Annotated in this window: 14 protein-coding genes; 9 read left to right on the top strand and 5 right to left on the bottom strand. The window is 72.2% G+C overall.

Annotated features, from left to right (window positions below; all coding sequences use genetic code 11):
* Positions 1-132 precede the first annotated feature (132 nt).
* The gene (locus tag RY076_RS19105) at positions 133-10,695 is read left to right on the top strand and encodes a calcium-binding protein (protein ID WP_323100832.1); all 10,563 of its coding nucleotides are present in this window, start codon (positions 133-135) and stop codon (positions 10,693-10,695) included.
* 72 nt (positions 10,696-10,767) lie between these two features.
* Here the strand turns inward: RY076_RS19105 and msrA are convergent, their stop codons facing one another.
* The gene (gene msrA / locus RY076_RS19100) at positions 10,768-11,472 is read right to left on the bottom strand and encodes a peptide-methionine (S)-S-oxide reductase MsrA (protein WP_323100831.1); all 705 of its coding nucleotides are present in this window, start codon (positions 11,470-11,472) and stop codon (positions 10,768-10,770) included.
* 140 nt (positions 11,473-11,612) lie between these two features.
* Complete coding sequence (gene thrS, locus RY076_RS19095; protein ID WP_323100830.1) at positions 11,613-12,842, bottom strand: threonine--tRNA ligase; 1,230 nt, start codon at positions 12,840-12,842, stop codon at positions 11,613-11,615.
* 293 nt (positions 12,843-13,135) lie between these two features.
* Between thrS and RY076_RS19090 the strand changes: the two genes are divergently transcribed.
* The 5 genes from RY076_RS19090 (at position 13,136) to RY076_RS19070 (ending at position 17,664) form a co-directional block, all read left to right on the top strand.
* Entirely contained in the window at positions 13,136-14,152 is a 1,017-nt protein-coding gene (locus RY076_RS19090) for a GNAT family N-acetyltransferase (protein WP_323100829.1), read from the top strand.
* Positions 14,149-15,147: a GNAT family N-acetyltransferase gene (locus RY076_RS19085; RefSeq protein ID WP_323100828.1), complete on the top strand. Its 999-nt coding sequence runs from the start codon at positions 14,149-14,151 to the stop codon at positions 15,145-15,147. Before RY076_RS19090 ends, RY076_RS19085 begins: the two co-directional genes overlap by 4 nt.
* Positions 15,148-15,330: 183 nt before the next feature.
* Positions 15,331-16,140, top strand: a complete 810-nt coding sequence (locus RY076_RS19080; protein ID WP_323100827.1) for an amino acid ABC transporter substrate-binding protein — start codon at positions 15,331-15,333, stop codon at positions 16,138-16,140.
* Between the two features lie 61 nt (positions 16,141-16,201).
* A complete protein-coding gene (locus RY076_RS19075; RefSeq protein WP_323100826.1) occupies positions 16,202-16,870 on the top strand; it encodes an amino acid ABC transporter permease in 669 nt (222 codons plus the stop codon).
* Positions 16,867-17,664 carry an amino acid ABC transporter ATP-binding protein gene (locus RY076_RS19070; RefSeq protein ID WP_323100824.1) on the top strand — a complete coding sequence of 266 codons (798 nt, stop codon included), beginning with the start codon at positions 16,867-16,869 and terminating at the stop codon, positions 17,662-17,664. The genes RY076_RS19075 and RY076_RS19070 overlap by 4 nt, the downstream gene beginning before the upstream one ends.
* Positions 17,665-17,683: 19 nt before the next feature.
* On the opposite strand, the gene RY076_RS19065 is transcribed toward RY076_RS19070, so the two are convergent.
* Positions 17,684-18,403, bottom strand: a complete 720-nt coding sequence (locus tag RY076_RS19065) for an SGNH/GDSL hydrolase family protein (RefSeq protein WP_323100822.1) — start codon at positions 18,401-18,403, stop codon at positions 17,684-17,686.
* Positions 18,404-18,504: 101 nt separating this feature from the next.
* Between RY076_RS19065 and RY076_RS19060 the strand changes: the two genes are divergently transcribed.
* The 3 genes from RY076_RS19060 (at position 18,505) to RY076_RS19050 (ending at position 22,872) form a co-directional block, all read left to right on the top strand.
* Complete coding sequence (locus RY076_RS19060) at positions 18,505-19,683, top strand: cystathionine gamma-synthase (RefSeq protein WP_323100821.1); 1,179 nt, start codon at positions 18,505-18,507, stop codon at positions 19,681-19,683.
* A gap of 19 nt (positions 19,684-19,702) precedes the next feature.
* Positions 19,703-21,055, top strand: a complete 1,353-nt coding sequence (locus RY076_RS19055; protein WP_323100820.1) for a glutamate mutase L — start codon at positions 19,703-19,705, stop codon at positions 21,053-21,055.
* A 1,064-nt stretch (positions 21,056-22,119) separates the two neighbouring features.
* Entirely contained in the window at positions 22,120-22,872 is a 753-nt protein-coding gene (locus tag RY076_RS19050) for a hypothetical protein (RefSeq protein ID WP_323100818.1), read from the top strand.
* Positions 22,873-23,123: 251 nt separating this feature from the next.
* Here the strand turns inward: RY076_RS19050 and greA are convergent, their stop codons facing one another.
* Both greA and RY076_RS19040 read right to left on the bottom strand, forming a co-directional pair.
* Complete coding sequence (greA, locus tag RY076_RS19045; protein ID WP_323100816.1) at positions 23,124-23,612, bottom strand: transcription elongation factor GreA; 489 nt, start codon at positions 23,610-23,612, stop codon at positions 23,124-23,126.
* A 237-nt stretch (positions 23,613-23,849) separates the two neighbouring features.
* The gene (locus RY076_RS19040) at positions 23,850-24,218 is read right to left on the bottom strand and encodes a DUF4307 domain-containing protein (protein WP_323100814.1); all 369 of its coding nucleotides are present in this window, start codon (positions 24,216-24,218) and stop codon (positions 23,850-23,852) included.
* Between the last annotated feature and the right edge of the window lie 191 nt (positions 24,219-24,409).

Here is a 24,409-nt window from a genome sequence, read left to right as displayed (position 1 = left end):
CCAGTTCTCAGGCATTTCGCAGCATTCGCCGGACAGGTGTGGTCTGCGTCACTACGTTCGGCGCAGGTAGCGCGCTTGGTCGAGGCTCGCGGACACCGTTCGGGCACAAGCGCGCCCCACATGGGGAGAATCATGGTGCGCAAGTCCGTCAGTCGTGCCCTCGGAGCCGGGCTGGCCTCGCTCCTCGTCGCCGTCGGCGCCCTCGCCGGTCCGTCACCGGCCTTCGCGGCCGACCCCGACCCGGGGGTGGACAAGGTCGTGGCACTGCTCGGCGGTGCGGGCGGCACGAACAACCTCGCCACGTGGACCGGCGGGCTGGCGACGATCGGGGCGTTCGGCAAGCAGCTGCCCTTCGTCGCCGCGAGCCCCGGCGGCCTGGCCGGCCTCGACGACCTCGTCAAGGAGGGCGTCACCGGTGCGCTGGCCGGCACGACGACGTGGGCCGACCTGGCGACGTCGGGGGAGTCGGTCAGCCTGCCCGGCGGCCGCACCGGCACGCTAGACATCACCGTGGACGACGCCGGGGACGGCAAACGGGTCCACGTCAACCTCGTCGTCACGCGCACGGCGACGCAGCAGGCGCTCGCCGTCAGCTCGGCGAGCCCGCGGGTCGAGCTCTCCTCGCCGAAGGGTGTCACGGCCACGGTCGAGGCGACGCTGTCGCTCTGGGTCGTCTGGACCGGCCCCACGACGAACAAGGTCTACCTCGCGAGCGACGCCGCGCACGCCCCCCGCGTCGACGTCGACGTCACCGCGCACCTGTCGGCGGCAGCGAAGGCCGCTGTCGGCATCCTCGGGGTGACGCTGAGCAGCACCGACTTCGCCGTGACGACGCACGCGTACGCGAAGGTCGACGACCCGAACAACGACGGCGTCCTCGCCTTCGACGCCGCGGGCACCGCTGACGGCGAGCTGGCCGCCGACGGCTCGCTCGCCGGGCTCGTGTCGGCCGCGCTCGACCCGACCGGGTCGCCGACCGACCCGGGCACCGCCGGTTCCGTCTCGGGCACCCTGCACGTGGCTGCTGACACGAGCGGCCTTGCCGGAGTGGCCTTCCCGACGAACGTGGCCGCCGACGTCACGGTCGCCTGGCCGAACATCGCCACGGGCGCCCCGACCGTCACGGCCCCGACGCTCGCCGGGCTCGTCGGCAAGTTCCAGAACATGAGCCTGCGCGACCTCGCCGACGGCCTGGCCCAGGTGGCCACCGCGCTGACCGGCATCCAGGCCGCGAGGTTCGACCCCGACGGCGCCGGCCCGCTGCCCTCGACCGGCAACCTCGACCTGCCCTTCCTGCGCGGCACGGTGTCCGACGCCGTCAAGGCCAACCAGGTGCTCGTCGACTTCCTCAAGGCCAACGTCGTGCAGGCGCCAGACCCGAACCAGCCCTCGCCGCCGGGCTTCGACGCGTCGACCGTGGGCAACCCGACGTTCGACTCGCTCCAGGACCTCGTCGCCAAGCTCAAGACCGCCGGCATCGGCCTCGACAACCTGTCGTGGGACGCGACGACGAGCAAGCTCGTGTTCCGGATGCGCATGGTGAAGACGGCGCCCTCCGCCGGCATCGCGATGGATGCGGGCGCCGCACGCACGTCCCGCCCGTCGGCGACGTACTCGGCGAACGGCCTCGCGCTCGACGACGGCACGCAGCCGTGGACGGCGAACCAGTGGGTCGGCATGCGCGTCATGGCGGGGACCTCGGCCGGTGAGATCACGGCCAACACGAAGAGCTCGCTGACCCTCGCCAGCACGTGGATCGGTGGGCAGCCCTCCGCGAGCACGCCGTTCGTCATCGTCGGCCCGGAGGCGCAGCTCGGCGCCGTCACGTTCGGCGACCAGCTGACCGACCAGCCCGGCGGCACCGGCCCGCGACGCGGCATCCTCCGGGCGAACTCCGCCCAGACCTTCGCCACGGTCAAGCCGTCCTTCGCCGCCGACCTCACCCTCGTGCTCGACCTGCAGGACCCGAAGACCGGCACCGACTGCATCGGCGTCGAGGGCAACACCCAGGCGTGCCCGTTCGTGCAGAAGACCGGTGCGTTCTCGACGAACGTCACCTCGCTCCCGCTCGGCCCCGACCGCATCATGGTGCGCACCGGCAGCCCGCTGCTCACCGCGGACTTCCCGATCGACACCGCCGTCGACTTCACCGCCAATGCCGGCTTCTTCCAGGTGCGGCTCAAGGGCTCGCTGTCGGTGTGCAACAGCTCGGCGCCGGCCGACTGCTCGGCCGCCGGCACCGGCCACATGCTCTCGATCGGCCTCAAGCAGGCCGGCGACGCCCAGCACGACCTCCGGCTGCGCGACCTCTTCGCCACCCTCGTCACCGACACCCCGACGGGCACGAGCCAGGCCGGCGACCTGCTCGACGTCGACGTCAACGTGCGTGCGACCGCCGACCTCAAGGTCTCGGTGCCCGACGCCGCCGGGTTCCTCCCCGCCGGCTCCGACGTCGGCGTCTCGGCGCACTGGAACGACCTGACCCAGGTCAGCGGCGCCGACGGCCCGCAGCTCGACCTCAGCCGGCTGAGCAGGATCTTCGCCCTCGACATCAAGCCCGGCTCGCAGGCCGAGCTGTTCGCCATCGTCCTCAAGACCCTCCAGACGCTCGCCGCCCAGCTCGCCGAGGCGCAGCCCGGTGGTGCGTCCGGCATCTACAGCCGCGAGATCCCGGGCACGGGCACGTCGCTGCGCGACCTCATGCGCCGCGACGCGTCGGGTGTCGGCTCGGACGTCAACTACGGCACGAACACCCTTCAGCACGTGGGCCGCACGTTCGACGCGTCGTTCGTCGGGCGCACCGTCGTCGTCGGCACGCAGGTGGCCGTCGTCGCCTCGGCATCCGGCGACACCGTCACGCTGACCGAGCCGTGGACGACGAAGCCCGCCGACGACACGGCGTACTCGTTCCGCTCGCCGCTCGACGACGCCATCGACCTGATCTCTCTGCACCCGCCGCAGAACATGCAGGACCTCGTCAAGGTCCTCGACGACCGCCTCGGCACCGGCGCCCTGCACTTCCGCTACCTCGACACCGGCGGCACCCCGAACGTCGTGCTCGACCTCGACTGGAAGCGCGACTACCGCACGAGCACGCCGGTGCAGCTCGACCTCGGCGGCGACAAGTCCCTCGTCACGGCCGCCGCGACCGGCCAGGGCGCCGCCCACGTGACCGGCGGCGTCAAGGTCGGCCTCGTCGTGCCGCTCGCCCCGGGCACCGGGCCCGACGACGCGGCGTCGCTCAAGGTGCTCGCCGACTCGAAGGTCAGCATCGCCGCCGCCGCCGCCTTCGACGGCCGCGCCGCCGGCACCATCGGCCCGCTGACGGTGTCGGCGGGCGACCCCGGCGGCGACCCGGCCAAGCAGGCGAAGCTGCGGGCCGACCTCAGCCTCGAGCTGTCCGACGCCGGTGCCGCGGCGGACACCCCGGTCAGCTTCTCCACCTTCCTGTCCGGGCTCGACGTGAGCTTCAACGCCTCGAACACCCCGGTCGACTGCGGTGAGGGCCTGAGCACCCCGCTCATGGTCTGCGGCGTCATCCCGCTCTACGCGACGGTGTCGGGCGGGCCGACCACCTCGCTCGGATCGGTGGCCCTGCGCCTGCAGGACTCCACCGACCCGGCCACCCTGCTCGACCTGTCCGGCAACCTGCCGGCCCCCGACGACGCGAAGAAGCGGTTCGAGCTGCCCGACCTCTCGGCGGCCTTCGCGAACGCCTTCGCCGACTTCACCCAGATCGGCCCGGGCCTCGACGGGTACCTCGAGAAGATCGAGCAGTCGATGCGCCTCGCGACCTTCGACGGCAAGCTGCCCTTCGTCGGCAAGGACCTCCAGCAGGGCGCCGACTCGATCGGACGCCTGCGCGCCGAGATCAAGGCCAAGCTCGGCAACGTCCCGGCGAGCCCCAAGGAGGCCAAGGACTACGTCAACACCAAGATCGCCGAGGCGATCACCGCGGCCGGGCTCCAGAAGACGAGCCTGACCGTCGACTACGAGTGCAAGGCGAAGCTCGAGCCGACCGCCGCGCCGACGCTGGCGGCGACGCCGTCGACAACCGGTGCGACGAAGTGGCGCTACGAGATCGTCGCCAGCCAGGGCTCCGGCTCGGGCACCGACGGCGACACCGTCGCCTCGTCGCCGAGTGCGGAGACGACGACGTCGTGGACCGCGCTCGGCAGCGGCAACTCGATCAAGGTGTCGTGGACGAAGACCGACGGCGCGACGAAGTACAAGGTGCTGCGCAGCAAGGACGGCGGCGCCTTCCAGCTCGTCAAGGTGCTCGACGCCGTGTCCGGCAGCGCCCAGACCTTCACCGACGACGGCAGCGCGACCGCGACGGCGTACACGCCCGTCACGACGAAGCCGATGCTCGTCGACTGCCCGACGACGAGCATCAACGGCGTCAACCTCGCGTTCGACGTCAAGGCCGGCACCGTGACGCCCGACGACGGCTGCGTGCCCGGCTCAGGCTGCCTCGGCGACGGCAAGAAGCTGCCGCTCGACATCGGCATCCCGGGCCTCGCCCTCAAGGCCGGCGACGACGACGCGATCACCTACGGGCTCGGCCTGCAGCTGCACGTCAAGGCGGGCATCAACACGGACGACGGCTTCGTCATCTACACCCACGACAGCTGGCAGGACGGCGCCCCCGCACCGGAGTTCGGCCTCGGGGCGCGGTTCGACATGCCGGCGACGATGAAGGCCCAGCTGGCCTTCCTCGACATCGACGTCAAGAAGAACGGCACCGCGCCGCTGTTCGCCGGCGCCTTCCTCATCGACCTCACGTCGCGCGACGCGACGGAGACGGCCGACAGCGTCCTGACGATCTCCGACATCGCCCGCGGCGACGCGTCCTCGCTCTTCGGCATCTCGCTGACCGCGAAGATCAAGGCCGACTGGCTCGTCAAGGCGTCCGTCGACTCGGTGCTGCCGGGTGTGCAGGCGAACTTCGTTCTCGGGTGGGAGTTCTCGAACAAGAACCTCAAGAGCCTCGGCGCCCCGACGATCGAGTTCAAGGACGTCGCGATCGACGCGGGTGGGTTCCTGTCGAACCTGCTCGGGCCGGTCCTCAAGAAGGTCAAGTCGGTCACCGGGCCGCTCCAGCCGGTCATCGACACCCTTTACGCGCCGATCCCGGTGCTGTCCGACCTGAGCAGGATGGCCGGTGGCGGCGACGTCAGCCTCATCACCCTGGCCAAGACGTTCAACACGCTCGCGGGCGGCCCGAAGCTCGACTTCGTCGACAAGATCGCCGCCCTCACAACCCTCATCAACAACCTGCCCGACTGCGGTGGCGGGCCGGGCGACCCGACGTGCCTCATCCCGATCGGCAAGTTCTCGGTCGACGGCGACAAGGCGCTCGGCACCAGCGTGTCGCCGACCAGCAGCCTGTCGCCCGGATCGGCGAGCTCGCTCATCAAGACGGCCACGGCGGCGAGCAAGGACGCCGTGAAGGACGCCCTCAACAGCAAGGGCGGCAAGGGCAACGTGTTCGGCTCCGGCGCCACGGCCGGCAGCGCGAACAAGTCGGGCTTCACGTTCCCGATCCTCGACGACCCGGCGTCGGTCTTCAGCCTGCTCATGGGCAGCGACGTCTCGCTCGTCGAGTTCGACAGCGGGCCGCTGACGCTCGGCTTCACGTGGCGCCAGTCGTTCGGCCCGGTCTATGCGCCGCCGCCGGTCATGGTGACGCTGTCCGGCTCGGCGTCGGTGACGCTGCGCTTCATGGCCGGGCTCGACACCGCCGGCATCCGGTACGCGGTCGAGGCGGCCCAGGCAGGCACGTCCGTCGACGCCGTCAAGCTCCTCGACGGCCTCTACTTCAAGACGACCGACGCGAACGGGGTGCCCGTCCCCGTCGTGCAGCTCGACGGCGAGATCGCTGCAGGCGCAGCGGTGTCCGCGGTCATCATCACCGTCGGCATCGAGGGTGGACTGCATCTGACGATCGGCTTCCACTGGAACGACCCGAACAACGACGGCAAGTTCCGCGTCAGCGAGTTCCTCCACGCGGCGGCCAACAACCCCTTGTGCCTCTTCACGACCACCGGACGGCTCAGCCTCTTCCTGCGTCTCTACGTGACGCTCGGGTTCTCACCGTTCAGCGTGTCCTTCTCCATCAACATCGCCGACATCACGCTGCTCGACTTCACGGCGAAACCGAACTGTGAACCGCCACCGCCCAGGCTGGGCGGCACGACGGGTGACACGCTCGTCGTGTTCGCCGGGCGCTTCGGCACCGACGCCGCCCGCGGGACGCCGTGGGGGAACACGGCGGACACCGAGTCCGACACGGTCAAGGTGACGGCGCTCCACTTCGCCCAGAAGCCGGGCGACGACGCCGGCACGGACCCGGGCTTCGACGGCTTCAAGGTGCAGATGCTCGGCGAGACGCGCGAGTACCTCGACCCGGACCTCAAGCGAGTCGTGGTCGACGGGCGCGGCTCCTCGACGCCGCTCGTCGTCAGCTTCGTCGGCGACGGCAAGAAGGACTCGAACCCGTCGTCGTCGACGACGCAGGCCGACCTGTCGGTCTTCGACAAGGACGCCGTCGTCTTCGGCACCCCCGGCAAGGACCAGATCTCGACCGGCACCGGCAACGCGTGGGTCGACGGTGGCGCGGGCGACGACCGCATCGTCACCGCCGACGCCGTCGGCAAGGTCGCCCGCGTCGCGGGCGGTCCGGGAGCCGACGCCATCACGACCGGCCAGGGCAAGGACCTCGTCTCGGGCGACGGCGCCCTGCCGACGTCCGTCACCGACGTCGCCGCCGCGCTCAACCCCGTCGACGTCGACAACTCCTCGCCGAAGATCACCAAGGTCGACCTCACCGGCGTCGTCGACTGGACCAAGCTCGACGTCGACCCGACCCAGGGCGACCAGGGCAGCGGCGGCGCCGACGTCATCAGCGTCGGCCTCGGTCAGAACCGGGTCAACGGCGGTCCGGGCGACGACAAGATCGGCGTCGCGTCCGACCGCCCGGGCGCCACGGCCGGCACGACGATCGCCTCGGAGGGCAACGTCCTCATCGGCGGCCTCGGCAGCGACTCGGTGACCGGTGGCTCCGGCCCCGACACCATCTACGCCTCGACCGAGGGCACCTTCGGCGTCGACGCGGCAGGCACCTCCGACACGCTGACGACCCCGGCGGGCAAGCCGTCGATCCCGAACATCATCGAGACCGGCTCGGGCGACGACGAGGTGTGGGGCAGTTCCGTCGAGGACGTCGTGACGAGCCACTCGAAGAGCGGCGAGCACGCGCGGATCGTCGGTGGCGGCGGTCCCGATGCGCTCGTCGGCGGCTACGGCACCGATGCCGTGTACGGCGGTCCCGGCGACGACTACGTCATCGCCGAGCCGAGCCAGGTCGGGGCCCGTGGTCTCGACGCGGCCGGCAACGCCCGCGGGTCAGACGTCATCGAGGGCGTCGACTTCGGGGCCTTCCGCGTCGTGACGCACCTGCCGATCCCGGCGGGGGAGAGCTCGTCGCGCAAGACGCTCGTCGGCGGCCTCGGCAACGACCACGTCATCGGCGGCGACGGCCCGTCCACGGTGTTCGGTGACACCCTGCGTGACGCCGCGACGCTCGACGCCGCGAAGGACGAGACGTGCCGGCCCGGCAGCCTCGTCGCGAGCGACCCGGTGCCCGAGGGCACCTCGGCCGCCGGCGGCGACGGCAACGACCTCGTCCTCGGCGGGGCCGGCGTCGACACCATCTCGGCGGGCGGCGCGAGCGACCGCGTCCTCGCCGGCGGCGGCGCCGACCTCGTGTGCGGCCAGGAGGGCAGCGACGTCCTCTTCGGCGGCGACTACGCGGACCGCGTCTGGGGTGGCAGCGGCGACGACCGCGGCTACGGCGACGCCGGGGCCGACCTCGTCTTCGGCAACACCGGCCAGGACCAGCTCTACGGGCAGGCCGGAGCCGACGTCGTCGAGGGCAACAACGGCTCCGACCGCATCAGCGGCGGCGACGGGGACGACGTCCTCTACGGCGGCACCCGTGCCGCGGGTCGCACCGACGTCGGGCCGGCCGAGGCAGGAGACACGATCTCCGGCGACACCGGCAACGACGTCATCGTCGGCGACAACGGCACGGTCCACGACCCGACGAGCAGCGCCGACGCCCCGGCGATCCCGTACGACCTCGACGGCCTGACACCGAACGCCGGCCGCGGCGACGTCGTGTACGGCGGCGCCGGCGACGACACCGCGTACGGCGGCCTCGGCGACGACGAGGTCAACGGTGGCGACGACGCCGACCACCTCGAGGGCAACAACGGCGCCGACCTCGTGCACGGCGACGCCGGCGAGGACGAGGTCGTCGGCGGGTCCTTCCAGGAGGCGAGCCCCGGCGTCGGACGGCCCGACACCGGTGACCGCCTCTACGGCGACGCCGGCGCGGACCTCATCGCCGGCGACAACGCGGTCCTCGGGTCGGGGGTCGCCCCGGCCGACTCGACGCCGATCACACGGATGCGCGGCTTCGCGCGGACGCACCGGGTGACGCTGCTCGACCTCGGTGTGAGCCCGGTCCTCGCCAACTCCGGCGCCGACCAGGTCTTCGGCGGTGACGGACAGGACGTCATCCTCGGCCAGAGCGGCACCGACCGCCTCAAGGGCGAGGGCGACGACGACTACGTCGAGGGCGGTCCCGACGTCGACTGGGTCGAGGGCGGCCTCGGCGACGACGACCTCGTGGGTGGCAGCTCGACGCCGTCCGCCGGGGCAGGCCTCTCCGGCGCGACGACCGTCGGCCAGCCCGACACCGACGACGCCGTCTTCGGCGGGCCCGGCGACGACGTCGTGCTCGGCGACAACGGCCAGGTGCTGCGTCCGGTTTCCGGCCAGGCACCGAGCTCGGTCACGGTCCGCCTCGGCAGCACCGCCGGCACGGCGATGACCCCGCGGGTCATCCAGCCGTGGGACCTCGGCGCGAACCCGCTGACGACGCCCTCGGCGACGCTCTACGGCTTCGACCGGCTCTCCGGCGGCGACGGCGTCGACGTGCTCCTCGGCCAGGACGGCAACGACGCGGTCACCGGCGACGCCGGCGCCGACCACGTCGAGGGCAACGGAGGCGCCGACCAGATCTTCGGCGACCTGCCGTTCGGCCAGGCCTCGGCCCACGGCACGACGGTCCTGGCGGTCACGGCGCCCTGGCCCGGGTCGGCGAGCCCGGTCGCGCTGCTGGGCGGTACGAGCTCGGCGCCCGGACAGGACGACCTGATCGGCGGCTCCACGGCCCCCGGCTTCCGCGACGGCTCCGACGTCGTCGAGGGCAACGGCGGCGACGACGTCGTCCTCGGCGACAACGGCTCGCTCCTGCGCACCCTGCAGGGCAGCCCCGGGGCGCAGACCGAGAAGGTCTACGCCGACCGCTACCCCGACGGCGCAGTGCCGGCGGACGCCACGGCGTCGCGCACCCACGACCCGGCGCTGCCCGGTCCGAGCACCCGCTTCTGCACGACCGCGCAGGCGACCTGCGAGGTGGCCGGGGCGTTCGGCGCCGACACGCTCTGGGGCGACGACGGCAACGACGGCGTCTGGGGCCAGGACGGCAACGACGTCATCTCCGGCGGTGACGGCGACGACGACCTCTACGGAGAGCTCGGCGACGACCGGATCAACGGCGACGCAGGTCGTGACGCGATCGTCGGCGACCGCGGCGGCGTCGTGAACCAGTACCTGAGCGCCGGCGACAGCCCCGCCCAGGCGTCGGTGACGCTGAACAGCCCGCCGAAGGAGACGTTCACCGCGTTCGCGCGGGGCGCCTACGACCGACGCGTCGACCTGCTCCACGACGTCGACGGCGACCAGTGGGTCGGGGCCTCGACCGCCGCCGCCATGCCGCACAACGGCATGGACGAGGGCGGGCGCGACCTCATCCGCGGCGGCTCCGGCGACGACGCCATCCACGCCGGCTACGGCGACGACGTCGCGAACGGTGACAGCGGCGGCGACGACGTCTTCGGCGGCGACGGCGAGGACGTCCTCTGGGGCGGGCAGGGCTGCGACGCCGTGCTCGACGCCACGACGCCGGACTGCCTCGTGAACGGCGTCTTCACGCCGAGCTCGCGCGGCACCGACGACCGGTTCGTCGACCACCTCTTCGGCGGCGCCGGCGAGTCCGACCCGGCCAAGCAGGACGTGCTCGGCTCCGACCTGCTCGACGTGCGGCCGCGGGGCTCCTACGCCCCCGGCAGCGGGTGCACGCTCGGCGACTGGCCGCTGACGACCGGCACGAAGAAGGCCGTCGTCACGGTCGACCCGTGCCTGTGGTTCGAGATGACGGGGCTGGCCGACGCCGACCCCGCCAACGACAACCACCACCAGGGCACCGACTGGATCTACGGCGGCTGGGACCGCGACGTGCTCCAGGGCGACGTGACGGCCAACGGGCCCAACCCCGGCGACCGGCTCATCGACTGGAACGGCGCGTACAACCTCTTCACCCACTGCAACGCGGCGTACGGCGGCTTCAACGACGTGCGCGGGCACTCCCCGGCGATGCAGAGCTGGCTCCAGCAGCTGGCGTGGTCCTCGAGCGCCGGCCGGCCCGGCTCCGACGTGACGACCGACGGCACTGCGGCCTTCCGGGAGCTCGCCATGGTCTACCCGGGCCAGAACGAGCACGGGGCGGGGCAGGCCTACCCGGGCACGCCCGGCCACTTCGACGAGACGGCCTGCACGCCCTGACGTCGAGCGTGGACGCACGGACGCCCCCACCCGGTTCGGGTGGGGGCGTCCGTCGTTCTGGGCGTCGACGCGTCAGGCGGGCGGGGCGATGTCCTGCTGGGAGGGCAGCTGGTCCTGGCGCACGATCCCGACCGGGCACGTCATGCCGTTCGGACCGTGGTTGCAGTAGCCGCCGGGGTTCTTGTGCAGGTAGCCCTGGTGGTAGTCCTCGGCCAGGTAGAACGGCCCGGCGTCCTCGGCCGAGCGGATCTCGGTCGTGATCTGCCCGAACCCGTTGTCGTCGAGGACCTTCTGGAACGCCTCGCGGGTGGCCTCGGCGGCGAGCCGCTGGCCCTCGGTCGTCCAGTAGATGGCCGAGCGGTAGGCGGTGCCGATGTCGTTGCCCTGCCGGTTGGCCGTCGTCGGGTCGTGGTTCTCCCAGAAGGCCTTGAGCAGCAGCTCGGGGGAGGTCTTCTCGGGGTCGTAGACGACGCGGACCGTCTCGGCGTGACCGGTGCGCCCGGTGCACGTCTCCTCGTAAGTGGGGTTGGGCGTGTAGCCGCCCATGTAGCCGGCGGCCGTGCTGATGACGCCGTCCTGGCGCCAGAAGATCCGCTCCACGCCCCAGAAGCAGCCCATCGCGACGTAGAGCACCTCGGATCCCTCCGGCCACGGGCCCTCGAGCGGCGTGCCGAGGACGACGTGGGTCGGGTTCACCTGGAACGGCCGATCCGCACGGCCGGGGAGGGCCTCCTCGCGCACGGGCATCTGGGTCTTCCTGCCGAGTCCGAACACCATTCCAGTGTCACATCCTTCGTGTGGGGCGGGTCCTTCGCTCCTACAACACCGGGGCGCGCCCCCGTATGCCGGACGCCGCGGGAGGCCCGGTGGTGCGTGGTTCGCGGGGTCCTGGCCCCACGAACCACGCACCACACCCATCACGCCCAGTCGACGCTCGGGCAGCGTCCGTCGCGGGCGGCGACGACGCCCGCGACCAGGACGTCCACCGGCACGACGCCCCGGAACCCGCCCGCGACGTCGGTGACCTGCGCCGACGCATCCGCGGCCTCGCGCGCGCCGACGACGGCCACCACGGCCACCCGGCACCGTCGGGCCTCGCGGATCCGCGACCCGAGGGAGTCGCTGCAGTCGAGCTCGACCCGGACGCCGTGCGCGCGCAGGGCGTCGACGAGGGCCCGCGCGGGCCCGTCCTGCTCGGCCGACACCGGCAGCACGGCGACCTGCACCGGTGCGAGCCAGAGCGGCAGGCGGCCGTCGTAGCGCTCGAGCAGGGCCGCGGTGACGCGCTCCATCGACCCGACGGTGCCGCGGTGGATCATGACGACACGGTGCCGATCGCCGTCCTCGCCGTGGAAGGACAGGTCGAACCGCTCCGGCTGGTTGAAGTCCACCTGCACGGTGGCGATGGTCTCCTCGTGGCCGCGGTCGTCGACCACCTGCAGGTCGAGCTTCGGACCGTAGAAGGCCGCCTCGCCGGCGGCCTCGACGAGGGGCAGCCCGTGGTCGTCGAGCACCGACCGGGCCGCGTCGCGGAGGGCGTCCTGTGCGCCGCCCCACTGCTCGCGGCTGCCGAGCCACGCGTCGGACTCGTCGCGCAGCGACAGCCGCACGTGGTGCACCGGCAGGCCGAGGATGCGCTGGGCCTCGAGCGCGGCCCGCAGACCGCGGGCTGCCTCGTCGCCGGCCTGGTCGGGGCGGCAGAAGACGTGGGTGTCGTCGAGGCTGATCTGGCGCACGCGGGTCAGGCCCGAGAGCACCCCGGAGCGCTCAGCCCGGAACATCGGGGCCAGCTCGTTGAGGCGCACCGGCAGCTCGCGGTAGGAGTGGCTGCGCGCCTTGTAGACGAGGGCGTGGTGCGGGCAGTTGGCCGGGCGGAGCACGACCTCCTCGTCGCCGATGCGCATCGGGGGGAACATGTCGTCCTCGAACTTGGCCCAGTGCCCGGACCGCTCGAAGAGAGCGCGCTTGCCGAGCACCGGGGTGTGCACGCCCACGCACCCGTCGGCGTGGGCGAGGTCGCGGGCGAGTCGTTCTAGCTCGTGGCGGATCACCGAGCCGGCGGGCAGCCAGAGCGGCAGCCCGGCCCCGGCGAGCGGGTCGGTCGCGAAGACGTCGAGATCGTGGTTGAGGTCGCGGTGGTCGGGCATCAGGGTCTCCGTTCGGGCGGGCGGTCACGGTGGGTCGGACCGGAGCCGGCGGGAGACGACGAACGCCCCGGAGACGGCTCCGGGGCGTGGTGTGCGATCGGTGCTAGAGCAGCAGCAGCGCGCCGGAGAGGTCCGGCGTCGTCGTCTGCTGCGAGCGGTGCATGGCTCGAGGGTAGGCCGACGCGTCCTGCGCGGCAACGCGTTTGGCGCGAGGTGGGGCCGGCGCGACCCAGCAGCGAGGACCACCGACAAATGGGTGGCCCTCGCCGGACCGTCCCGACAGACTCGGGCCCGTGAGCGACGACCTCGACATCAGACCCATCGACCTGCTCGACGCCGCCCAGGAGGACGCGGCCCGCGCGTGGATCGGCGTGCACGGGTCGGTGCAGCGCGAGCTCTTCGGCGACCAGGGCAGCGAGTGGACGCTCGAGGAGATCCGCGGCTTCCACCAGTCGTCGACGAGCCGGCGCGTCGCCCTGGCGGCCTGGTCGGACGAGCGCCTCGTCGGCGCCCTCGAGGTGCGGATGCCGCTGGCGGACAACCTCGACCTCGCCCTCGTGTGGCTCTCGGTCCACCCCGAGCACCGACGCCGAGGGGCCGGGGGAGCGCTCCTGCGCGCGGGCGAGGCGGTCGCGGCCGAGCACGGCCGCGGCACCCTCATGGGGGAGACCGAGTGGCCCGAGGGGCGCTCCGACGAGTCGGAGCGCTTCGCCGGGCAGCACGGCTACTCCGTCGGCCAGACGATGCTGCGCAGCTCGATGGCATTGCCTGCGGACCGCGACTCGCTGACGGCCCTGGCCGCCGCCGACGACGACTACGCCGTCGAGACGTTCGTCGACCACATCCCCGAGGCCTGGCTCGAGGACCGCGCGGTCCTGCAGCAGCGGATGAGCACCGACGCGCCGCTCGACGACCTCGCCCTCGAGGAGGAGGCCTGGGACGCCGAGCGGCTCCGGGAGACGTTCGCCCGAACGCTCGCCTCCGGGCGTCGCATCGTCGAGTCCGCCGTGCGGCACGTGCCGACGGGCCGCCTCGTCGCCTTCACGACGGTCGCCGTCTCCGCGGGCAGCCCCGACCTCGGCTTCCAGCAGGACACGCTCGTGCTCAAGGAGCACCGGGGTCACGGTCTCGGCCTGCGGCTCAAGGCCGTCAACGCCCTGGCCGTCATGGACGAGCTGCCTGCGGTCACCTCGATCCGCACGTGGAACGCCGCATCGAACGAGCACATGCTCGCCGTCAACCGCCGCCTCGGCTACCGCGTCGACGGGTACAGCCGCGAGTGGCAGAAGCAGACTGGGGCTACCGAATGACCAGGCCGCTCAAGGAGATCCAGCTCGCACCCGGTGAAGCCACCAGCGAAGCCTGGCTGGAGGTGCACCACGCCGCCAACCGAGCTGTGTGGGGCGCCGGCGCGCAGCGCGCCACGGTCGAGGAGATCATCGACCTCACCGGCCGGCGTCACGACGCCCGGCGCACGTTCGGCGTCTGGGTCGAAGGCGCCGACGATCCGGTGGCCGCCGCACAGACCATCCGGAACACCCGCGAGAACACCGAGACGGGCGGCGTCTGGCTCTCGGTGCACCCCGACCACCAGCGTGCCGGCCACGGCCGGCGCCTGCTCGCCCACTGCGAGCAGGTGCTCCGAGACGAGGGCTGCACCCGCGTCCACGAGCACAGTGGCTCCCCGGTCGAGCACGGCGATGCCGCAACGGAGTTCGCGCTCGCCAACGGCTACCGACAGACGCTGGTGGACCTCCGCCAGGACCTCACCCTGCCGGTCGAGGCGGGGACGCTCGAGGCCCTCACGCCTGCCCTAGACGCGGGTGAGTACGTCGTCGAGGTGGCGGTCGACGGGTTGCCGGAGGAGTGGCTCGAGGACCGTGCCCTGCTGGCGCGACGCATGAGCACCGACGCGCCGATGGGCGACATCGACCTCGACGAAGAGGACTGGGACGCCGACCGGGTGCGCCAGCAGTGGAACACCCCGAGCCCGATCTGGGCGATCGAGTCGGTGGCCCGGCACGTGCCGTCGGGCCGGCTCGTGGCGTTCACCGACCTCGTCGTGCGTCCGGGGCAGACCGACCTCGCCCTGCAGGGGGACACCCTCGTGCTGCGCGAGCACCGCGGCCGCGGTCTCGGGCTCGCGACGAAGGTGGCCAACCTCGCGGCGCTCCAGCGGGAGAAGCCGGGCGTCACGACGGTGCGCACGTGGAACGCCGACACCAACACCCACATGATCGCCATCAACGAGCGGATGGGCTTCGCGGTGACCGGATGGACGAGGGAGTGGGCCACCGACCTCTGAACCAGGGCTGACCGGGTCCGCCCGGGCTGGGCATCCGGGCCCGGGAATGTCCGGGCGGGGCCGTGGGTTGACGCCTGACGGGGATTCGCACGTTCGATTATGTCGATCCCAACACTGCGTTATATCGTGCGCCGTCGACGCATCCCGCCCACCGACCCGCCTCCAGATCAGGAAGTCCCACCCATGCGCTCGAGGTCCGCCCTCACCGTCCTGCTCGTCACCCTCCTGACCGCGGTGCTCGCCGCGTGCAGCTCGACCTCGGGCGGCGGCTCGGACCTGCAGGCCGTCAAGGACGCCAAGGTCCTCAAGGTCGGGACCGAGGGCACGTACTCGCCCTTCTCCTTCCACGACCCGAAGACCAATGCCCTCACCGGCTACGACGTCGAGGTCGCCAAGGCCGTCGCCGACAAGCTCGGCGTCAAGGTCGAGTACGTCGAGACCCCGTGGGACGCGATCTTCGCCGGTCTCACCTCCAAGCGCTTCGACGTCGTCGTCAACCAGGTCACGAAGAACCCCGAGCGCGCCGGCCTCTACGGACTGTCCTCGACGTACACGTGGTCCGAGGGCGTCATCGCGACGCGCGCCGACGACGCGTCGATCACCTCGATGGCCGGCCTCTCCGGCAAGAAGTCCGCGCAGAGCCTGACGAGCAACTGGGCGCAGGTCGCCAAGGACGCCGGCGCCCAGGTCGAGTCGGTCGAGGGCTTCACCCAGGCCGTCACCCTGCTCAAGCAGAAGCGTGTCGACGCCACCGTCAACGACAGCCTCGCCGTCCTCGACTACCAGAAGTCGACGGGTGACCAGGGCGTCAAGATCGCCGCGAAGACCGGCGACGTCTCCGAGCAGGTCGTCGCCACCCGCAAGGACTCCGACCTCGTCGCCGCCATCGACAAGGCCCTGGCCGACCTCGAGGCCGACGGCACGCTGAAGAAGCTGTCGGAGAAGTACTTCGGCTCCGACGTGTCGGTCAAGCCCGCCGCGTCCGCCTCCTGACCCGGGGCACGGCGACCCGCATGACGACGACTCCCATGCCGACCCCGACGTCCACCGCCTCGTGAACGACCAGACCGTCCAGCTGATCCTCGACTCGCTCGGGCCGCTGCTGCGCGCGACCGTCACCGCGACGATCCCGCTCACCCTCATCAGCTTCGTGCTCGGGCTCGTCGTGGCGCTCGCCGTCGCCCTGATGCGCCTGTCGAAGGTGCGCGTCGTGTCGGGCATCGCCCGGGTCTACGTCTCGGTCATCCGCGGCACGCCGCTGCTGCTGCAGCTGTTCATCATCTACTACGGCCTGCCCTCGCTCGGCGTCAGCTTCGACCCCTTCCCGGCCGCGATCCTCGCCTTCACCCTCAACGTCGGCGGCTACGCCGCGGAGATCATCCGCTCGGCGATCCTGTCGGTGCCCAAGGGGCAGTGGGAGGCGGCGTCGACGGTCGGCATGGGCTACGTGACGACGCTGCGACGCGTCGTCCTGCCGCAGGCGGCGCGCACCGCGATCCCGCCGCTGTCCAACACCCTCATCTCCCTCGTCAAGGACACCTCGCTGGCCTCGACGATCCAGGTGACCGAGCTGCTCCGCGTCGCCCAGGAGGCCGCGGCCCCGACGTACCAGTTCTTCGCGCTGTACAGCGTCGCCGCGGTCTACTACTGGGTCGTCTGCCTCGTGCTGTCCATCGGGCAGGCCCGGCTCGAGGAACGACAGAACAGGTACGTGGCCGCATGACCGACCAGCCCACCACCCCAGCGTTCCCCGACGCGACGCGTCCGCTCGTGTCGGTCACCGGCCTCGCCAAGGCGTTCGGCGAGCACGAGGTGCTCCGGTCCGTCGACTTCGAGGTGCCGGCCGGCAGCGTCACCGTCGTCATCGGGCCGTCCGGCTCCGGCAAGACGACCCTGCTGCGCTCGCTCAACGCCCTCGACGTCGCGGACGCCGGGCTCGTGCGCATCGGCGACGTCGAGGTCGACTTCGGCGCGCGCCCGGTGACCAAGCGGCAGGTCGCCGACCTCCGGGCCCGCAGCGGCATGGTCTTCCAGGCGCACAACCTCTTCCCGCACCTCACCGTGCTGCAGAACGTCACGTCAGGGCCGGTCCTCGTGCAGGGCCGCGACCGGTCCGTGGCCGAGCGCGAGGGCCGCGAGCTGCTCTCGCTCGTCGGGCTCGCCGAGAAGGCCGACGCCTACCCCTACCAGCTCTCCGGCGGCCAGCAGCAGCGCGTCGGCATCGCCCGGGCCCTCGCGATCCGGCCCGAGCTGATGCTCTTCGACGAGCCGACGTCGGCCCTCGACCCCGAGCTCGTCGGCGAGGTGCTCACGGTCATGAAGGACCTTGCGGCACAAGGATGGACGATGGTCGTCGTGACGCACGAGATCCGCTTCGCGCAGCAGGTCGCCGACCAGGTGCTCTTCATGGACGGCGGCGTCGTCGTCGAGCGCGGGACCCCGGCCGAGGTGCTGACGCGTCCGGCCACCGAGCGCGCCCGGCAGTTCCTGCACCGCATCCTCGACCCGCTCGACTGAGCGTCCCGGGTCGGACCGCTCAGGACCGGGTCAGCAGCCCGGAGCGTTCCAGCGCGCGCTCGACGATCGTCGCCAGGTCGGCGTAGCCCCGGTCGTTCGGGTGGAACCGGTCGGAGGCGAGGCGCCCCCGCCACGAGCGCGGCCCCTCGCGTCGGAGGTCGACGAGCACCAGCCGTCCGGCCTCGGCGCGCTCGCGGAGCATGGCGTCGATGGCCCGGGCCTCGTGGCGCGGGTTGGGCAGGTTCGACACGACGGCGTGCTCGGGGAGGAGGTCGAGCATCCGGCCGAATCGCTCGACGAGCGAGCGGCGGTGGCGGCGCAGCACGATGTCGTTCGAGCCGATGAGGACCGTGACGAGGACGGCAGGACGGTCCGCGGTGCTCAGCGCCTCGAGCACCGGCAGCTGCCGGTCGAGCAGGTCCTCGACGCGCGCGCCGTTGACCCCGAGGTTGACGACGCGGTGCTCCCAGCCACGCCGGGTGAGTCGGTCGTCGAGCTGCCCGACCCAGCCGCGGTCGGGCGCGGTCGCGCCGATGCCCTGGGTCATGGAGTCGCCGAGGGCCACCCACAACGGCTCGCGGCCCGACGCCGCCACCCGGTTGTGCGTCTCCCACCACGTGGCGTACGGCTGCACCTGCTCCTGCACGACGCGGACGGCGGGCACGACGGCCGACAACGTCGAGAGCACCGGCCCCCGGGGTCGGTGGCTGTGGTTCGAGTAGGCGAAGTCGGACCCCACGTCGGCAGCATCTCAGAGGTGGATGCGGGCTCACGGCCGATTCCATCGCACCCACAGGTGGGCGGTGGGAGGGGCCGGTGTCAGGGCATAGGCTCGTGCCCATGTCTGACGAGCACGGCTTCTCCACACGCGCCATCCACGCCGGCCAGGAGGCCGACGCGTCGACCGGGGCGGTCGTCACCCCGATCTACCAGGTGTCGACGTACAAGCAGGACGGCATCGGCGGCTTCCGGAACGGCTACGAGTACAGCCGGTCGGCCAACCCGACCCGCACCGCGCTCGAGGAGTGCATCGCCGCGCTCGAGGGCGGCAGCCGTGGCTTCGCCTTCGCCTCGGGCCTCGCGGGCCAGGACACCGTGGCGCGCGCCCTGCTGCTGCCGGGCGACCACGTCGTCGTGCCCGACGACGCGTACGGCGGCACGTACCGCTACTTCAACAAGGTGGCGCGGCCGCAGGGCATCGAGCACTCGATCGCGCACATGGGCGACCTCGAGGCCGTCCGCGCGGCTGTCCGTCCCGGCCAGACGAAGATGGTCTGGGTCGAGACGCCCACCAACCCGCTCCTCGGCATCGCCGACATCGAGGCCATCGCCGCCATCGCCCACGAGGCCGGGGCCGTGCTCGTCGTCGACAACACCTTCGCCACGGCGTACCTGCAGAGTCCAATCGCGCTGGGCGCCGACATCGTCACGCACTCGACGACGAAGTACTCCGGCGGCCACAGCGACGTCGTCGGTGGCGCCGTCGTCACTCGCGCCGACATCACCGTGCCCGGGATGACCGACGCCGAGGACCGGATCGCCTTCCACCAGAACAGCATCGGCGGCGTCGCCGGACCGTTCGACTCGTGGCTGACGCTGCGCGGCCTCAAGACCCTCGCCGTGCGCATGGAGCGCCACTGCGACAACGCCGAGAAGGTCGTGGAGTTCCTCCAGGGCCACGACGGCGTCTCGCAGGTGCTCTACCCGGGCCTGCCCGAACACGCCAACCACGACGTCGCCGCGCGCCAGATGAAGCGCTTCGGCGGCATGGTCAGCTTCCGGATGCGCCGGGGCGAGGACGCCGCCGTCAAGGCGTGCGCGGCCGTCAGCCTCTGGACCCTCGGGGAGTCCCTCGGCGGCGTCGAGTCGCTCATCGAGCACCCGGGCCGCATGACGCACGCGAGCGTCGCCGGCACCGAGCTCGAGGTGCCCGGCGACCTCATCCGCCTCTCGGTGGGCATCGAGGACGTCGACGACCTCATCGACGACCTCCGCGAGGCGCTCGACATCCACGGCTGAGCCCGGCACCCTCTCCCGCGTGACGCTCCTCGCGGTCGACTTCGGCTCGACCTTCACCAAAGGTGCGCTGCTCGCCGACGACGGCACGGTCGTGGCGACCGCTGCCACGCCGACGACCGGCACGCTCGGTCGCGGTGACGTCCTCGACGGCTACCGCACGCTCCGCGCGTCGCTCGAGGTGCCGGCCGACGCGTCGGTCCGGGCCTGCTCGAGCGCCGGGGGAGGGCTGCGGCTCGCGGTCGTAGGCTACGAGGCCACCGTCACCGCGCAGGCCGGCCACCGCGTCGGGCTGTCGGCGGGTGCCAAGGTCGTGCATGTCGCCGCGGGCGCCCTGACGACCGATGCCGCTGCCGCGGTCCGCGCGTCGCGACCCGACATCGTGCTGCTCGTCGGCGGCACCGACGGCGGCAACGCCGACGTGCTGCTCCACAACGCCGAGCGGCTCGCGCGCCTCGCGGTCGGCGGGCACGGGGCCCATGCCGTACCTGTCGTCGTCGCCGGCAACGTGGGGGCGCGCGACGAGGCGCTCGCCCTGCTCGCCGCGACGGCGCGGCCGACCGTCGCGGCGGACAACGTCCTGCCGCAGATCGGCGTCATCGCCCCGGAGTCGGCGCGGGCCGCGATCCGGCAGGCCTTCCTGCACCACGTCATCGGCGGCAAGGGCCTGTCGCGCGACCCAGCCTTCGCCGCCATGGTGCAGGCCGCGACGCCAGACGCCGTGCTGCGCGGCGTCGAGGTGCTCGCCGGGCTCGGCGGCGGCGACGTCATGGTCGTCGACGTCGGGGGAGCGACGACCGACGTCTACTCGTGCCTGACGCCGGAAGGCGAGGACGCGTCGCTGCGCAAGGACGTCGTCGCGCCGCTCTGGCACGCGCGCACCGTCGAGGGCGACCTCGGCCTGCGCTGGAACGCCCTGCACGTCCTCGAGGCGGCCGCCGACGAGCACCTCCTGGCCCCGGTCTCCGACGCGTCGGGCGTCGAGGGCCTGCGCGCGTGGGCCGCGCGCGCCCACGAGCAGCCGGGCCTGCTGCCGACCGACGCCACCGAGCGAGGCCTCGACCTCGAGCTGGCCCGCCTCGCCGCGCTCGTCGCGGTCCGCCGCCACGCGCGTCCGGCCCAGCCCACCGAGTCGCCGCGGCCGCTCGCCAACGTCACGACGCTCGCCGGCTCGGGCGGCGTCCTGCGCCACGCCGACGCCTCGGGCCGCGACCGCGTCCTGGGGGCGGTGCTCGCCGACCATGCCGGTGGCTGGAAGGTACCGCGCGGGGCCCGGGCCCGGGTCGACGAGCGCTACCTGCTCTTCGCCGCCGGGCTCCTCGCCGCCGATGCCCCCGACCTCGCCCGTGCCGTCGCCGCCCAGATCCTCCCGTGACGCCTCCGCCTCAACCGTCGAGAGGCCACGTTCGGCTGCCTCCCACTCGTCGAGAGGCCACGTTCGGCTGCCTCCCACTCGTCGAGAGGCCACGTTCGGCTGCCTCCCACTCGTCGAGAGGCCACGTTCGGCTGCCTCCCACTCGTCGAGAGGCCACGTTCGGCTGCCTCCCACTCGTCGAGAGGCCACGTTCGGCTGCCTCCCACTCGTCGAGAGGCCACGTTCGGCTGCCTCCCACTCGTCGAGAGGCCACGTTCGGCTGCCTCCCACTCGTCGAGAGGCCACGTTCGGCTGCCTCCCACTCGTCGAGAGGCCACGTTCGGCTGCCTCCCACTCGTCGAGAGGCCACGTTCGGCTGCCTCCCACTCGTCGAGAGGCCACGTTCGGCTGCCTCCCACTCGTCGAGAGGCCACGTTCGGCTGCCTCCCACTCGTCGAGAGGCCACGTTCGGCTGCCTCCCACTCGTCGAGAGGCCACGTTCGGCTGCCTCCCACTCGTCGAGAGGCCACGTTCGGCTGCCTCCCACTCGTCGAGAGGCCACGTTCGGCTGCCTCCCACTCGTCGAGAGGCCACGTTCGGCTGCCTCCCACTCGTCGAGAGGCCACGTTCGGCTGCCTCCCACTCGTCGAGAGGCCACGTTCGGCTGCCTCCCACTCGTCGAGAGGCCACGTTCGGCTGCTTCTGGCCTGTCGAAAGGCCACGTTCGGCTGCTTCTGGCCTGTCGAAAGGCCACCTATCCACATCCCCGCGCCGGGGAGGTGGTCATCCACACCGGGGCGTCGAGGCCGTGGCCTGTTCGCTCAGGCAGAAGCACCGTGCTGGTCATGGACCCTGCGCCTCTGCCTTCAGACCTCGAGTCGCGTCCGTTCCTGGTGTCCGAGGCGCGCCGTCGCGGCGTAGCTCGAGCGCGAACACGCGCCCACGACCTGTGGACGCCGACCTGGGGAGTGCGCCGCACCGGTCTCCCCGAGACCCTCGTCGACCAGCTCCGGGCCTTCGCGGTCGCGGCTCCCCGCCCGTTCGCCTTCTCCCACGTCACGGCTGCACGACTGCTCGGCATCCCGGTGCCCCTCGCACTCGAGGACGACGGTCTGGTCCACATCATCACGCCGACCAGTGCCAACCGGGTGCGTCGGGCGGAGGTGTCAGGGCATCGTGGGCTCGAGAGCCGTTCCGTCGTCCAGGTGCAGGGGCTGCCCGTTGTCGACGCGGCGGACACCTGGGTCGACCTCGGAGAGTACGTGGGGCCGGGCAGACCTGTCGGCCTCGACGACCTGATCGCCGCGGGCGACGCAGCCCTCAACCTCGTCGGCAGCGAGGCGCGACTCCGCGAGGCACTGGAGCGCAGGGTGCGGCCCCGCGGAAAGGTCACGCTCAGCTATGCGCGGCACCGCGTGCGGCCGCGGGCCTGGTCACCGATGGAGACCCGCAGTCGGCTCATGGTCGTGCGAGCCGGCCTGCCCGAACCGACGCACAATGCGGACGTGGTCAGCCTCGACGGGGACTGGCTCGGGCTCGGCGATCTCGTCTGGGCGGAGCAGCGCGTCGTCGGCGAGTACCAGGGAGCGCAGTTCCACAGCCGGACGCGCGACCGGAACCACGACCGCGGCCGGCGCCGGAGCTTCGAAGCCGGGGACTGGACCGTCGTCGAGATCGAGGCCGAGCACATCTTCCGTGCCGAAGCTCGGGCCGCGAAGCTGAGTGAGCTGGCTGGGCACCTGGGCATCAGCCCGCACCTGGTGGACGTGGCGGGCAGTGCGCCGCAGTTCCTGGCGCCCCAGCAGTTCCAGACGCTGCGCCGCCGACGAGCCCGCTGACGCGCCCAGGAGCCTTTCGACGGGTGAGAGGCGACCGAACGTGGCCACTCGACGGGTGGGAGGCGACCGAACGTGGCCACTCGACGGGTGGGAGGCGACCGAACGTGGCCACTCGACGGGTGGAAGGCGACCGAACGTGGCCACTCGACGGGTGGAGGCGACCGAACGTGGCCTTTCGACGGGTGGGAGGGGTTGGGATGCGGAACGGGCCGGCTCCCCGTGAGGGGATCCGGCCCGTTCGACGCGTGGGGTCAGGCCTTGTAGGGCTTGGCCTTGAGGATCTTCACCTCGACGGTCTTGCCGTTCGGGGCCTCGTAGGAGGTGCTGTCGCCGACGCTCTTGCCGTTGATGGCGGCGCCCATGGCGGACTTCTCCGAGAAGACCTGCAGGTCGGAGCCGTCGGCGATCTCACGGTTGCCGAGAAGGAAGGTCTCCTCGTCGCCGAAGATCTCGACGGTGACTACCATGCCGGGCTCGACGACACCGTCGTCGGCCGGGGTCTCGCCGATCTTCGCGTTGTGGAGCAGCTCGGTGAGCTGTCGGATGCGGGCCTCCATCTTGCCCTGCTCCTCGCGCGCGGCGTGGTAGCCGCCGTTCTCCTTGAGGTCGCCCTCCTCGCGGGCCTCCTCGATCTTCTGCGCGATCTCGATGCGACCCTCGCCGGACAGGTGGTCCAGCTCCGCCTTGAGGCGGTCGTAGGCCTCCTGCGTCAGGAAACCACCAGCAGCAGTCTCGGTCACTTGTGTCACTCCTCTATGAACCGACGCCCACGCGGGTCCGCGTGGGCGTCTCACATGTACGAAGGGCCCGACCGTGGCTGTCGCCTGCTGGCATCTGCCTGCGCGGGCAACCGGTCCGGACCCTGGGTGAAGGACCAAGCGTAGCAAAGGGGCTCTCGAAGACGCAGGTCATGACCGGTTCAGTGGTGCCGCGCGCCGGTCCGGTCCGTGGCGGTTCGTCCCGGTCTCGCAGGCGCGTCAGCCGCAGTCGCGGACCTGTCCCGTGACGGCCCGCGACGTCGTGCGCAGCGTGGCCGTCGTCGTCACCGTGTCGGGGCCGGCCGGCACGGTGACGCGCGCCGTGCCGACGGGGGAGAAGTCGCGGGCCAGGGCCTCGACGGTGCACGTCAGGGCCTTGCCGTCCGGACGCGTCAGGGTGAAGGTGACGCGGACGGTGCGGTCGTCGACGACCTTGTAGCCGACGGTCTCGAACGCGGGCCGACCGAGCGTCGCCGACAGCCCGAACCACACGGCGATCGCCGACATCGCGAGGACGCCGAGGGTGCCGATGACCCACCACTTCGTCGTGCCGGGAGCGGGGCGGGGGAGCGTCGGTCGGGACGGCATGCAGTGGTCCTGGCGGTCGAGGCCCGGGCGGCAGGCGCGACGGGTGGTGAGAGGATGGCGGACGGGTCAAGTGTCCCCCACGGGACGCGGGCCTCCGACGGCGGTCCGGCAGCAGCCCAGCAGCCGCCCGTCGACGCGTCCGCGGCACGCCCACCCGGCATCGCCGCGCGACCCCCAACCACCGATCACAA

It is taken from the genome of Intrasporangium zincisolvens (assembly GCF_034724055.1).
GTDB lineage: Bacteria > Actinomycetota > Actinomycetes > Actinomycetales > Dermatophilaceae > Monashia > Monashia zincisolvens.
This window is presented reverse-complemented; position numbering and strand designations above follow the sequence as displayed.